The sequence below is a fragment of the Dryocola baronae genome (assembly GCF_051297175.1).
Classification (GTDB): Bacteria; Pseudomonadota; Gammaproteobacteria; order Enterobacterales; family Enterobacteriaceae; genus Dryocola.
In genome coordinates this window covers 3207890-3222074 of sequence record NZ_JBINNY010000001.1, presented here as the reverse complement: position 1 = coordinate 3222074, position 14185 = coordinate 3207890, and the positions used below count along the sequence as shown (strand labels likewise).

11 protein-coding genes are annotated in these 14185 nt (G+C 56.4%); 10 read left to right on the top strand and 1 reads right to left on the bottom strand.

Annotated elements, in window-relative coordinates; translation table 11 throughout:
• The first annotated feature begins 16 nt into the window (after positions 1 to 16).
• The 6 genes from msbA to ACSPHG_RS15365 all read left to right on the top strand — a co-directional run bounded on the left by msbA (position 17) and on the right by ACSPHG_RS15365 (position 6027).
• Complete coding sequence (gene msbA / locus ACSPHG_RS15390) at positions 17 to 1765, top strand: lipid A ABC transporter ATP-binding protein/permease MsbA (RefSeq protein ID WP_435954384.1); 1749 nt, start codon at positions 17 to 19, stop codon at positions 1763 to 1765.
• Positions 1762 to 2745: a tetraacyldisaccharide 4'-kinase gene (gene lpxK, locus ACSPHG_RS15385; RefSeq protein WP_435954383.1), complete on the top strand. Its 984-nt coding sequence runs from the start codon at positions 1762 to 1764 to the stop codon at positions 2743 to 2745. The genes msbA and lpxK overlap by 4 nt, the downstream gene beginning before the upstream one ends.
• 46 nt (positions 2746 to 2791) lie before the next feature.
• Positions 2792 to 4024, top strand: a complete 1233-nt coding sequence (locus tag ACSPHG_RS15380; protein WP_435954382.1) for a winged helix-turn-helix domain-containing protein — start codon at positions 2792 to 2794, stop codon at positions 4022 to 4024.
• Between the two features lie 49 nt (positions 4025 to 4073).
• On the top strand, positions 4074 to 4256 hold the full coding sequence (locus tag ACSPHG_RS15375) for a Trm112 family protein (protein ID WP_435954381.1): 183 nt from the start codon (positions 4074 to 4076) through the stop codon (positions 4254 to 4256).
• Complete coding sequence (gene kdsB / locus ACSPHG_RS15370; protein WP_435954380.1) at positions 4253 to 4999, top strand: 3-deoxy-manno-octulosonate cytidylyltransferase; 747 nt, start codon at positions 4253 to 4255, stop codon at positions 4997 to 4999. Before ACSPHG_RS15375 ends, kdsB begins: the two co-directional genes overlap by 4 nt.
• 134 nt (positions 5000 to 5133) lie before the next feature.
• Complete coding sequence (locus ACSPHG_RS15365; protein WP_435954379.1) at positions 5134 to 6027, top strand: YcbJ family phosphotransferase; 894 nt, start codon at positions 5134 to 5136, stop codon at positions 6025 to 6027.
• Here ACSPHG_RS15365 and elyC read toward each other — a convergent pair.
• Positions 6007 to 6783, bottom strand: a complete 777-nt coding sequence (elyC, locus tag ACSPHG_RS15360) for an envelope biogenesis factor ElyC (protein ID WP_435954378.1) — start codon at positions 6781 to 6783, stop codon at positions 6007 to 6009. The two genes, ACSPHG_RS15365 and elyC, sit on opposite strands and share 21 nt — an antisense overlap.
• Positions 6784 to 6918: 135 nt before the next feature.
• Here elyC and cmoM point away from each other — a divergent pair, with 135 nt between their 5' ends.
• Genes cmoM through mukB form a run of 4 tightly spaced genes read left to right on the top strand, consistent with a single transcriptional unit; the run spans position 6919 to position 14164 of the window.
• Entirely contained in the window at positions 6919 to 7707 is a 789-nt protein-coding gene (gene cmoM, locus ACSPHG_RS15355) for a tRNA uridine 5-oxyacetic acid(34) methyltransferase CmoM (RefSeq protein ID WP_435954377.1), read from the top strand.
• Positions 7700 to 9022, top strand: coding sequence for a chromosome partition protein MukF (gene mukF / locus ACSPHG_RS15350; protein WP_435954376.1), 1323 nt, complete (start codon positions 7700 to 7702; stop codon positions 9020 to 9022). The genes cmoM and mukF overlap by 8 nt, the downstream gene beginning before the upstream one ends.
• On the top strand, positions 9003 to 9719 hold the full coding sequence (mukE, locus tag ACSPHG_RS15345) for a chromosome partition protein MukE (RefSeq protein ID WP_435954375.1): 717 nt from the start codon (positions 9003 to 9005) through the stop codon (positions 9717 to 9719). Before mukF ends, mukE begins: the two co-directional genes overlap by 20 nt.
• Complete coding sequence (gene mukB / locus ACSPHG_RS15340; protein WP_435954374.1) at positions 9716 to 14164, top strand: chromosome partition protein MukB; 4449 nt, start codon at positions 9716 to 9718, stop codon at positions 14162 to 14164. Before mukE ends, mukB begins: the two co-directional genes overlap by 4 nt.
• The last annotated feature ends 21 nt before the right edge of the window (positions 14165 to 14185 follow it).

Genomic DNA, 14185 nt, shown 5'->3' with positions numbered 1-14185 from the left:
CATGCTGGTTTATTGAATGCATAACGATAAAGATCTCTCCACATGGCAGACCTTCCGCCGTCTCTGGCCGGTGATTGCTCCGTTCAGATTAGGGCTTATAGCTGCCGCGATAGCATTGGTTATTAATGCTGCAACCGATGCGTACATGATCTCAATGTTAAAACCACTGCTTGATGAAGGGTTCGCCAAGGCCGATACATCAGTGCTGATCTGGATGGCGCTCGCCGTTCCGGCCTTGATGATCCTCCGTGGTATCACCAGTTACGTTTCAAGCTACTGTATCTCCTGGGTATCAGGAAAAGTGGTGATGACCATGCGTCGCACACTTTTCAGCCATATGATGGGTATGCCGGTCACCTTCTTTGACCAGCAGTCGACGGGAACGCTTCTCTCGCGTATTACCTATGACTCAGAACAGGTAGCCTCATCTTCCTCGAGCTCACTCGTAACCGTGGTGCGCGAAGGCGCTTCTATTATCTGCTTGTGTGCGATGATGTTTTGGTACAGCTGGCAGCTCTCTATCATTTTGCTTATCATCGCGCCGATCGTGTCCGTGCTGATTCGTATCGTCTCAAAACGTTTTCGCAGCCTCAGCAAAAATATGCAGAACACGATGGGGCAGGTGACGGCAAGCGCAGAGCAGATGTTGAAGGGTCATAAAGAAGTGCTTATTTTTGGTGGCCAGGAAGTCGAAGGCGAACGTTTCAAGAAAATCAGTAACCATATGCGTCGCCAGGGAATGAGAATGGTTTCCGCCTCTTCTTTCTCGGACCCTATCATTCAGCTGATAGCCTCTTTAGCGCTGTCGTTTATCCTTATCGCGGCCGCGTTCCCCAATATCACAGGTTCGCTCTCAGCCGGTACTTTTACCGTGGTCTTCTCTTCCATGTACGGTCTGATGCGTCCGTTGAAGTCTTTGACCAATGTGAACGCCCAGTTTCAGCGCGGTATGGCCGCCTGCCAGACGCTGTTCTCGATTCTGGACAGTGAACAGGAAAAGGATGATGGCAAGCTGGTTCTTGAACGAGCCAAAGGTGACGTGGAATTCCGGGATGTGACTTTCACCTATTCTGGCCGCGCCGCGCCTGCCTTGCAGAACATCAGCCTGACCATTCCGGCAGGGAAAACCGTTGCTCTGGTAGGGCGCTCCGGCTCCGGTAAGTCAACCATTGCCAGCCTGATGACCCGCTTCTACGATATCCAGCAAGGCAGCATCCTTATTGATGGTCACGATATTCGGGAATATACGCTGGCATCCCTGCGTAATCAGGTTGCGCTGGTTTCCCAGAACGTCCACCTGTTTAACGACACCATCGCCAACAATATCGCTTATGCGCGTACCGATAAGTACAGTCGCGAAGAAATTGAAAAGGCCGCGCGCATGGCCCATGCGATGGACTTCATCAACAAAATGGAAAATGGCCTGGATACGCAAATCGGTGAAAACGGCGTGCTGCTTTCCGGCGGCCAGCGCCAGCGTATCGCTATCGCTCGTGCGCTGTTGCGCGATAGCCCAATTCTGATCCTTGATGAAGCAACTTCTGCACTTGATACCGAGTCCGAACGCGCCATTCAGGCCGCGCTGGACGAGCTGCAGAAAAACCGTACTTCACTGGTGATTGCTCACCGCCTCTCCACAATCGAGCAGGCAGATGAAATCATCGTGGTGGAAGATGGGCGTATCGTTGAGCGCGGTCCACATGCGAAGCTTATCTCGCATGAGGGCGTCTACGCTCAGCTGCACAAAATGCAGTTCGGCGAATGATCGAACGCATCTGGTCGGGAAAATCTCCCCTCTACCTGCTGTTATTACCGCTCGCCTGGCTTTATGGCCTGGTGAGCGGAGCTATCCGCCTTAGCTATAAGCTAGGCCTGCGCAAAGCCTGGCGCTCGCCGGTGCCGGTGGTCGTTGTCGGTAACCTTACCGCCGGTGGTAACGGTAAAACACCGGTTGTTATCTGGCTGGTTGAGCAGCTCCAGGCTCGCGGCATCCGCGTAGGCGTAGTTTCGCGCGGCTACGGCGGTAAAGCCGATAGCTACCCGCTTATCCTTGAATCTGATACCAGTACCGCGCAGGCGGGCGATGAGCCGGTACTAATTTTCCAGCGCACCGGCGCACCTGTTGCCGTCGATCCAGAACGCAGCGCAGCGGTTAAAGCTCTCATTGAACGCGCGCGGCCGCAGCTCATCATTACTGACGATGGCCTTCAGCACTATGCTCTAGCACGTGATAAGGAAATTGTTGTCGTGGATGGCGTCAGGCGCTTTGGTAATGGCTGGTGGTTACCCGCCGGACCGATGCGCGAACGTACGGGGCGCTTAAAGTCTGTCGATGCAGTAATAACGAATGGTGGCATGGCGCAGCAAGGCGAAATCGCTATGCATCTTAAGCCTGGGGATGCCGTAAATCTTTTCACCGGCGAACGTCGTCCGTTGCAGACGTTACAAAATGTGGTTGCGATGGCGGGTATCGGCCACCCCCCGCGTTTTTTCGCTACGCTTCAACAGTGTGGCGTTACGCCGTTGCAGACCTTTAGCCTTGCTGACCATCAAGCGCTAACGGAAGCAGACGTAATAAAGCTTGCGGGTGAAAATCAGACCTTACTGATGACTGAAAAAGACGCCGTTAAATGTCGTGGCTTTGCCGAAGGGCATCCAAACTGGTGGTATTTGCCCGTTGATGCCCACCTTGCACAACCGCAGGCAGAACAGCTGCTACAAACATTGGTCGCGCTGGTGAAATAAGCTTTTCCGCGTGGCCGTGACTGGGTTGTTGATGACAGGAAATACCATGTCCTTACCGTACCTGACCTTACGAGCCGCGCGAAACCTCCACCTTGCCGCGCAGGGGCTGCTTCTCAAGCCGCGCCGCCGCGCGCAGGCTCGCGACATTACCGCAACCATTTTCCAAATGTCGCTTCTGCAAATCGATACTATCAATATCGTCGCCCGCAGCCCGTATCTGGTGCTTTTTAGCCGCCTCGGTCAGTATCCGCAACGTCTGCTGGATGAGGCGCTAGCGAAAGGTGAACTCATCGAGTATTGGGCGCATGAAGCCTGCTTTCTGCCGAAAGAGGATTTTGCGCTGGTGCGCCACAGGATGCTTCAGCCGGAAAACATGGGCTGGAAATACAAACCGGGCTGGATGATTGAGCACGCGGAAGAAATTGAACGGTTGTTGCATCACATCGCCGAAACGGGGCCTGTTCGTTCGGCAGATTTTGAACACCCGCGTAAAGGCGCTGGCGGCTGGTGGGAATGGAAGCCGCACAAAAAACATCTTGAAGGCCTATTTACCTCCGGCCAGGTAATGGTTGTGGAGAGACGCAACTTCCAGCGCGTCTACGATCTCACTTCGCGCGTGATGCCTGACTGGAACGACGAGCTGCATCTCATTCATCAGCAGGATGCCGAACTGCAAATGCTTGAAAAAAGCGCTCGCAGCCTGGGCATTTTCCGCCCTGAATGGCTGGCCGATTACTACCGCCTGCGTCACGTTCCCATTAAGAGCGTCATGGCGGAGTGGGAAAAGCAGGGCGTGGCAATCCCGGTTGAGGTTGAAACGTTGGGCGTTATGTGGCTGCATAAATCCCTTTTGCCGCTACTGCCGCGAGCGGAACAAAATACGCTTAGGGCGACGCACAGCGCCGTGCTGTCTCCTTTCGACCCGGTTGTATGGGACCGCAAACGTGCCGAGGCGCTGTTTGGCTTCTCCTATCGCCTTGAGTGCTATACCCCGGCGGAAAAGAGAAAGTACGGCTATTTCGTACTGCCCTTGCTGCATCAGGGCGTCATTGTTGGACGAATGGATGCCAAAATGCACCGTAAACAGGGCGAGCTGGAAATCATAAGTTTATATCTGGAAGACGGTGTAAAACCCGGCGCATCCCTGGTAAATGGCCTGCGAGTCGCGATAAGCGAGTTTGCTCTCTGGCAGGGAGCGTCGCAAATTGTGCTGGGAAATATTCCCGCTGCGCTCGCCGCTTCGTGGGGAAGCGGCTGGGAAATTACCCCGACGAGCTAATCAGTTATGCTATTCTGACGCCCTTGATGGCGCCCATTCTGGAGTATCTATGGAAAGTCGTTTACTTGAAATCATTGCCTGCCCGGTGTGCAACGGCAAACTTTATTTTAATCAGGAAAAGCAGGAGCTTGTCTGCAAGCCTGATGGCCTTGCCTTCCCGTTTCGCGACGGCATTCCCGTCCTTCTGGAAACGGAAGCGCGTACGTTGACCCTCGACGAGACGAATCCATGAGTTTTGTGGCTATTATTCCCGCCCGCTATTCCTCCACGCGGCTGCCGGGCAAGCCGTTAAAAGACATCAACGGCAAGCCGATGGTGGTGCATGTTCTGGAGCGCGCTCGCGAATCCGGCGCGGACCGCATTATCGTGGCAACAGATCATGAAGAGGTCGCTCGCGCCGTTGAAGCGGCCGGTGGCGAAGTGTGCATGACGCGCGCCGATCACCAGTCGGGCACCGAACGTCTGGCCGAGGTTATCGAAAAATGCGGCTTTAGCGATGACACCGTTATCGTCAACGTGCAGGGTGACGAACCGATGATCCCGCCGGTCATTATTCGTCAGGTGGCAGAAAATCTCGCCAACAGCCAGGCCGGGATGGCAACGCTTGCCGTGCCCATCGACTCTGCCGAAGAGGCCTTTAACCCAAATGCGGTCAAAGTAGTGATGGATGCTCAGGGCTACGCGCTGTATTTCTCCCGCGCGACTATTCCCTGGGACCGCGACCGCTTTGCCCAGTCTCGTGAAGCAATTGGCGACACCTTCCTGCGCCACATCGGCATTTACGGCTACCGTGCCGGTTTCGTTCGTCGTTATATCAGCTGGGAGCCAAGCCAGCTTGAGCAAATTGAAATGCTTGAGCAGCTCCGCGTGCTGTGGAACGGTGAGAAAATCCACGTGGCGGTAGCTAAAGAGATCCCGAGCATTGGTGTAGATACGCCGGAAGATCTGGAACGTGTCCGTATCGCGATGCGCTAAAGCTCTCGCAACCTAAGCAAACCGGCCATCGAGCCGGTTTTTTACTATCTGGAGACATATTGATCTGAAGGGATGACATCCGGCAAAAGCGCGCTCATTATGAAAAGTACCAGTCTTCACAGGGGTAACGGGTTATGGAGTTGCTGCGGAAGGAATTGAGCCACCTGCTGGGTGAAAAATTAAGCCGCATCGAGTGTATCAGTGAGCAAACGGATACCGCGGTCTGGTCGCTTTACGATAGCGAAGGCCATGCGATGCCTTTGCTGGCGAAAAGTTTTAACTCACCGGGCGTTGCGGCGCAGCAGGCCTGGAAAATGTCGATGCTGGCGCGTTCCGGCACCGTGCGCATGCCTGTGGTCTACGGCATCGTGACACACGATGACAATCCCGGTCCGGACGTGCTGCTTATGGAGCGCCTGCGCGGCGTATCCGTTGAAGCACCAACCAGAACGCCGGACCGCTGGGAGCATCTCAAAGATCAAATCGTCGAAGGCCTGCTTTCCTGGCACCGCGTAGACAGCGCGGGCTGCGTCGGTAGCGTAGACAGCACGCAGGAAAACATCTGGCCGTCGTGGTATCGCCAGCGCGTCGAGGTGTTATGGAATACCTTAAACCAGTTTAAAAATACCGGTCTGACGATGCTGGATAAGCGCATCCTGTTCCGCTCGCGCGAATGCCTGCCGCGCATGTTCGAAGGATTCAACGATAACTGCGTGCTGGTGCACGGCAATTTTACCCTGCGCAGCATGTTAAAAGACGGCAAAAGCGACCAGCTGCTAGCGATGGTCAACCCTGGCATCGTGCTGTGGGCACCGCGCGAATATGAAATCTTCCGGCTATATGAAGAAGGGCAGGCGGAAAGCCTGTTTTGGCACTATCTACAGCGCGCGCCGGTTGCGGAGTCATTCTTGTGGCGGCGCTGGCTGTACGTGCTGTGGGACGCGGTTGCCCAACTGGTGCAGACGGGCCGCGTTAACCGGCCCGCTTTCGACGCGGCAACTAAAGGCCTACTTCCCTGGCTCTCCTGACGCCCCTTTTAGCCACTGCCAGATGCGGCCCAGCGTTTCGTAGCCAACGCGGTCGCTGTGCATCAGCCAAAGCGGCGAAGGAATGGCTCGCTCCCACGGGTTGAGCGGTGACTCAATCGCCATCTGATTGGCCGGGGCGGGAATAGGGCGCAGGCCCGCGTTGCGGAAGAAAATTACCGCACGCGGTAAATGCGAGGCGGAGGTCACCAGCAGGAAAGGCCTGTCGCCTATCGCTTTTGCCACCTCCGCCGCTTCTTCCTCTGTATCTTTCGGGCCGTCGAGCGTGATTATCTCCGAACGCGGTACGCCCAAACTTTCCGCCACTCTTGCTCCCGCTTCAGCCGTGCTTACCGGATTGGTCATCGCCCGCGCCCCGGTGAAAATCATCTTCGCGCCGGGGTTGGCCTGCCACAACCGCACGCCTTCGGTAACGCGCGGCAGGCTGTTATTAATCAGATTAGAGCTTGGTGCCCAATCCGGGTTCCAGGTATAGCCGCCGCCAAGCACCACGACATAATCAACCCGTTCACCGCCGCGCCATGTCGGATAGGTATTTTCGATCGGCTTAAGCATGAGATCGGCTACCGGCTGAAGGCTTAGCAGCAGCAAAACAAGCCAACCGGCGGTAAGTAACGCTTTCCCGGTTTTTTGCCAGCGGGTGAACCACAGCAGCAAAATCGCCGCGCCAATAACCAACAGTAGAAATGGTAGGGGCAGCAACAGGCCGCCAATAATTTTTTTCAGGATAAAAAGCATGAATTCTGGGTCCTTTTTTGACCATCCGACAGGCAAACGCTGGTGATATTACACCAGCCAGGTTCATTCTCCTGCAAGCTGTGCCAAAATAGCGGTTTTGAAAGTCTGACCCTTAAAGGCTGTGGAGTAGTACCCGTGCGTGACCGCAATTTTGATGACATTGCCGAGAAGTTCTCACGCAACATCTATGGGACAACCAAAGGCCAGCTGCGCCAGGCCATATTGTGGCAGGATCTTGATGCGCTGCTCGCCACCCTGCCGCCAAAGCTGCGGGTATTAGATGCCGGTGGCGGAGAAGGCCAAACGGGCTGCCGTATGGCCGAACTGGGCCATGAAGTTATCCTCTGCGACGTTTCCGCTGCGATGATCGCCCGCGCTCAGGCCCTGGCCTGTGAAAAAGGTGTGAGCGAGAACATGCATTTCGTACATTCATCCGCTCAGGATATTGGCCGACATTTGGAAAGGCCAGCCGATCTGATATTGTTTCACGCGGTGCTGGAATGGGTCGTGGATCCACAAGCCGTGCTTAAGTCGCTGTGGGACTGCCTGGCACCGGGCGGCGCATTGTCGCTGATGTTCTACAATGCTAACGGCCTGCTGATGCGTAACATGTTCGTCGGCAACTTCGAATACGTTTTGCAGGGCATGAAAAAGAACAAAAACAAAACGCTTTCGCCTGACAATCCGCTGCAGCCAGAACAGGTGTACCACTGGCTGGAGCAAATTGGCTGGCAGATTACCGGGAAAACCGGCGTGCGGGTGTTCCATGATTACCTGCGCGACAAGCAAAAACAACGCGATGGTTTTGACGATTTGCTTGAACTTGAAACGCAGTATTGCCGCCAGGAGCCTTTTGTGAGCCTCGGTCGCTATATCCACGTGACAGCCATCAAGCCGCTTGAGCCAAGGACAAATTATGAGTGATGTTTCCCAGACAGTGCCGGAACTGGTTGCCTGGGCCAGGAAAAATGATTTCTCAATCACGCTCCCAACCGAACGCCTGACGTTCCTGCTGGCGATAGCCACGCTGAACGGCGAAAGGATGGACGGTGAGCTTAGTGAAGGGGAACTGGTGGATGCCTTCCGCCACGTGAGCGACGGGTTTGAACAAACCACGGAAACTATAAACGTGCGCGCAAACAATGCCATCAATGACATGGTGCGCCAGCGTCTGCTCAACCGCTTTACCAGCGAAATTCATGAAGGGAATTCCATTTATCGCCTTACGCCGCTGGGTATCGGGATCACCGACTACTACATTCGCCAGCGCGAATTTTCCACGCTGCGCCTGTCGATGCAGCTTAATATCGTGGCCGGCGAGCTTAAACGCGCCGCCGACGCTGCCGATGAAAACGGCGATGAATTCCACTGGCATCGCAACGTCTTTGCGCCGCTGAAATACTCCGTCGCGGAGATTTTCGACAGCATTGATCTTACCCAGCGCATCATGGACGAGCAGCAGCAGCAGGTAAAAGACGACATCGCGCAGCTGCTTAACAAAGACTGGCGCGCGGCTATCTCCAGCTGTGAACTTCTTTTGTCTGAAACCTCCGGCACGCTGCGCGAGCTTCAGGACACCCTGGAAGCCGCGGGCGATAAGCTACAGGCGAACCTGCTGCGCATTCAGGAATCGACGATGGGGCGCGACGACCTGCACTTTGTCGACCGTCTGGTTTTCGATCTGCAAAGCAAGCTGGACCGCATCATCAGCTGGGGCCAGCAGGCTATCGACCTGTGGATCGGCTACGACCGCCACGTGCATAAATTCATTCGTACCGCCATCGACATGGACAAAAACCGCGTCTTTGCCCAGCGCCTGCGCGTTTCGGTACAAAATTATTTCGACTCGCCGTGGGCGTTGACCTATGCCAACGCCGACCGCCTGCTTGATATGCGCGACGAAGAAATGACGCTGCGCGATGAAGAGGTGACGGGCGAGCTGCCAACCGACCTTGAGTTCGAAGAGTTTAATGAGATCCGCGAACAGCTGGCGGCGATGATTGAAGCCGCGCTGCAGGTCTACAAAACCAGACAAGTGCCGCTAGATTTAGGCGTGGTGATGAAAGACTATCTCACCCAATATCCGCGCGCGCGCCATTTTGATGTGGCACGAATCGTGGTCGACCAGGCGGTACGCCTCGGTGTGGCTGAAGCAGACTTTACCGGCCTGCCGCCTCAGTGGCAGGCAATTAACGATTACGGAGCCAAGGTACAGGCGCATGTCATCAACAAATATTGAAAAAGTGATGCCGGTTAAGCTGGCACAGGCGTTGGCAAATCCGTTATTCCCGGCCCTCGACAGCCAGCTTCGTGCCGGGCGGCACATTGGCCTCGACGAGCTGGATAATCATGCCTTTTTAATGGACTTCCAGGACGACCTGGAAGAGTTCTACGCCCGCTATAACGTGGAGCTTATCCGCGCGCCGGAAGGTTTCTTCTATCTTCGCCCGCGTTCCACCACGCTTATCCCGCGCTCGGTGCTTTCCGAGCTGGACATGATGGTTGGCAAAATCCTCTGTTATCTCTATCTCAGCCCGGAACGTCTGGCTAACGAAGGGATTTTCACGCAGCAGGAACTTTACGATGAGCTGCTGACGCTCGCTGACGAAAGCAAACTGCTAAAGCTTGTGAACAACCGTTCAACCGGTTCTGACGTTGACCGTCAAAAGCTGCAGGAGAAAGTGCGTTCTTCCCTGACGCGCCTGCGCCGCCTCGGCATGATTTGGTTCATGGGACACGACAGCAGCAAATTCCGCATCACGGAATCGGTCTTCCGCTTTGGTGCCGATGTGCGTACCGGCGACGATCCACGCGAAGCGCAGCTGCGCATGATTCGCGACGGCGAGGCAATGCCGGTCGAAAGCCGCCTGCAGCTCAACGATGAGCCAGAAGAGTCACTCAATGCCCAGGATAACGCGGAGGATGAACAGGAATGATTGAACGCGGAAAGTTTCGCTCGCTCACGCTGATTAACTGGAACGGTTTCTTCGCGCGTACTTTTGATTTAGATGAACTGGTCACCACGCTTTCGGGCGGTAACGGGGCCGGTAAATCCACCACCATGGCGGCCTTTGTTACCGCTTTAATCCCAGATTTGACGCTGCTGCACTTCCGTAATACCACCGAAGCCGGGGCTACGTCAGGCTCGCGCGACAAAGGTCTGCACGGCAAGCTGAAAGCGGGCGTTTGTTATTCCACGCTTGACGTCATCAACTCTCGCCATCAGCGCGTGGTGGTTGGCGTGCGTCTGCAACAGGTTGCAGGCCGCGATCGTAAAGTGGATATCAAACCCTTTGCGATTCAGGGGCTGCCAACGTCCATTCAGCCCACGCAACTGTTGACGGAAACGCTCAACGAGCGTCAGGCGCGCGTGCTGAGCCTGCAGGAGCTGAAAGATAAAGTTGAAGCCATCGAAGGCGTTCAGTTCAAGCAGTTCAACTCGATAACCGAATACCACTCGCTGATGTTCGATCTGGGCATCGTGGCGCGTCGTCTGCGAAGCGCCTCGGACCGTAGCAAATACTACCGCCTGATTGAAGCCTCGCTTTACGGCGGGATTTCCAGCGCCATCACCCGTTCCCTGCGCGACTACCTGCTGCCGGAAAACAGCGGCGTGCGTAAAGCCTTCCAGGATATGGAAGCCGCCCTGCGCGAAAACCGCATGACGCTCGAAGCTATTCGCGTCACCCAGTCCGACCGCGATCTGTTTAAGCATCTCATCTCCGAAGCCACCAACTACGTGGCGGCGGACTACATGCGTCACGCCAACGAACGCCGCATTCACCTGGATAAAGCGCTCGAGTTCCGTCGCGAGCTGCACATCAGCCGCAAACAGCTGGCTGCAGAGCAGTTCAAGCATGTCGATATGGCCCGCGAGCTTTCCGAACACAGCGGTGCGGAAGGGGATCTGGAAACGGATTACCAGGCGGCAAGCGATCACCTGAACCTGGTGCAGACCGCGATCCGCCAGCAGGAAAAAATTGAGCGCTATGAATCTGACCTCGACGAGCTGCAAATGCGCCTTGAAGAGCAGAATGAAATCGTAGCCGAAGCTCAGGAACAGCAGGAAGAAAACGAGGCCCGTGCCGAAGCCGCCGAGCTGGAAGTGGACGAGCTGAAAAACCAGCTTGCCGATTACCAGCAGGCGCTCGACGTGCAGCAGACGCGAGCTATCCAGTATCAGCAGGCTCTGCAGGCCCTTGAACGCGCCCGCGCGGTGTGCCATCTGCCGGACCTAACGGCCGACAGCGCCGACGAATGGCTGGATACCTTCCAGGCCAAAGAGCAGGAAGCGACGGAAAAACTGCTGACTCTCGAGCAGAAAATGAGCGTGGCGCAAACGGCGCATAGCCAGTTTGAACATGCTTACCAGCTGGTTACGGCCATTAGCGGCCCGGTAAGCCGCAGCGAAGCGTGGGAAGCCGCGCGCGAACTGCTGCGCGACAGCAACAACCAGCGCCATCTGACCGAACAGGTTCAGCCGCTGCGTATGCGTCTTAACGAGCTTGAGCAGCGCCTGCGCGAGCAGCAGGAAGCCGAACGTCTGCTGGCCGAGTTCTGCAAACGTCAGGGCAAACAGTTCGATCCTGAAGATCTCGAAGCGCTGCATGAAGAGCTGGAAGAACGCATCGCTACTCTGCAACAGGGCGTATCCGACGCGAGCGAACAGCGCGTTTCCCTGCGTCAGGAGCAGGAGCAGATACAGGCACGCATCAAGCGCCTGACCCTGCGCGCGCCAATCTGGCTGGCTGCACAAACCAGCCTCAACCAGCTTTGCGAGCAAAGTAACGAAGAGTTCGAAAGCGGCCAGCACGTCACCGAATACATGCAGCAGCTGCTTGAGCGCGAGCGCGAATCAACGGTTGAACGCGATGAAGTCGGTGCTCGTAAACGCGCGGTAGACGAAGAAATTGAACGCCTCAGCCAGCCCGGTGGCGCCGAAGATCCTCGTCTGAACGCGCTGGCGGAACGCTTTGGCGGCGTTTTGCTGTCGGAAATTTATGACGACATCAGCCTGGACGACGCGCCGTACTTCTCGGCGCTCTATGGCCCGTCGCGGCACGCCATCGTGGTGCCGGATTTATCGCTGGTTCGTGAACAGCTCGAAAGCCTGGAAGACTGCCCGGAAGACCTGTACCTGATTGAAGGGGACCCGTCTTCCTTCGATGATAGCGTCTTTACCGTCGAAGAGATGGATGCCGCCGTGCTGGTGAAAACCGCCGAGCGCCAGTGGCGTTACTCTCGCCTGCCGGAGCTGCCGTTGTTTGGACGCGCGGCCCGTGAGAACCGTCTTGAAAATCTGCATGCCGAACGCGAAACCCTGGCCGAACGCTTCGCCACGCTCTCGTTCGACGTGCAGAAGTCCCAGCGCCTGCACCAGGCGTTCAGCCGTTTTATCGGCCAACACCTGGGCGTGGCGTTTGACGAAGATCCAGAAGACGAAATTCGCCAGCTCAACGCCCGTCGCGGTGAAATCGAACGTGCCATCAGCAATCATGAAAATGATAACCAGCAGCAGCGCCAGCAGTTCGACCTCGCAAAAGAGGGCGTTGCGCAGCTGAACCGCCTGCTGCCGCGCGTTAGCCTGCTGAACGACGAAACGCTGGCCGACCGCTGCGATGAAATTCGCGAACGCCTGATGGAAGCCGAAGAAGCGGCGCGCTTTATTCACCAGCACGGCGCTCAGTTGGCGAAACTCGAAGCGGTCGCCTCCGTGTTGCAGAGCGACCCGGAACAGTTTGAGCAGTTAAAAGAAGATTACCAGTACGCGCAGCAGATTCAGCGCGACGCGCGCCAGCAGGCCTTTGCCTTAACGGAAGTCGTGCAGCGCCGCGCGCACTTCGGTTATTCCGATTCTGCGGCCATGCTCGACGGCAACAGCGATCTGAACGAAAAGCTGCGTAGCCGCCTGGAACAGGCCGAAGCGGAGCGCGCGCGCTGTCGTGACGCGCTGCGTAGCCACGCCCAGCAGCTCAGCCAGTTCAGCCAGCTGATGGCCTCCCTGAAAAGCTCCTTCGACACCAAGAAAGAGCTGCTTAACGATCTGCATAAAGAGCTACAGGATATCGGCGTACGGGCGGATATCGGTGCGGAAGAGCGCGCGCGTATTCGCCGCGACGAACTCCATACCGCGCTCAGCAATAACCGTTCCCGCCGCAACCAGCTTGAAAAAGCGCTGACCTATTGCGAAGCGGAAATGAACAACCTGACCCGCAAGCTCAAACAGCTGGAGCGCAGCTACTTTGAGATGCGCGAGCAGGTTGTGACCGCGAAAGCGGGCTGGTGCGCGGTGATGCGCATGGTGAAAGACAACGGCGTGGAGCGTCGTCTGCACCGTCGCGAGCTGGCCTATCAAACGGGCGACGAACTGCGTTCTATGTCGGATAAGGCGCTCGGCGCACTGCGTCTGGCGGTGGCGGACAACGAGCATCTGCGCGACGTGCTGCGCATGTCCGAGGATCCAAAACGTCCGGAACGCAAGATTCAGTTCTTTGTCGCGGTTTACCAGCATCTGCGCGAGCGTATCCGTCAGGATATCATCCGCACCGACGATCCGGTTGAAGCTATCGAACAGATGGAAATCGAGCTGGGCCGCCTGACCGAGGAGCTGACGTCCCGCGAGCAGAAGCTGGCCATCAGCTCCCGCAGCGTGGCGAACATCATTCGCAAAACCATTCAGCGCGAGCAAAACCGTATTCGCATGCTGAACCAGGGGCTGCAAAGCGTCTCCTTCGGCCAGGTAAACAGCGTTCGTCTGAACGTCAACGTTCGCGAAACTCATGCCACGCTGCTGAACGTGCTTTCCGAGCAGCACGAGCAGCATCAGGATCTGTTTAACAGCAATCGCCTGAGCTTCTCCGAAGCCCTTGCGAAGCTTTACCAGCGCCTGAATCCGCAAATCGATATGGGCCAGCGCACGCCGCAGACCATCGGCGAGGAGCTGCTGGACTACCGCAACTATCTGGAGATGGAGGTTGAAGTTAACCGTGGCACCGACGGCTGGCTGCGTGCGGAAAGCGGGGCGCTTTCTACCGGTGAGGCTATCGGTACCGGGATGTCGATTCTGGTGATGGTTGTTCAGAGCTGGGAAGAAGAGTCGCGCCGACTGCGCGGGAAAGACATTTCGCCTTGCCGTCTGCTGTTCCTTGATGAAGCGGCGCGTCTGGATGCGAAGTCCATCGCCACGCTGTTTGAACTTTGCGAGCGTCTGGAAATGCAGTTAATTATTGCAGCGCCGGAAAACATCAGCCCGGAAAAAGGGACCACCTACAAGCTGGTGCGTAAGGTCTTTAACAACCACGAACACGTGCATGTCGTTGGCCTGCGCGGTTTCGCGCCGCCGTTGCCTGAGGCTTTGCCGGGTACGGCTGAAGCCTCCTGATCCTCATCATCTCGCGTTTTA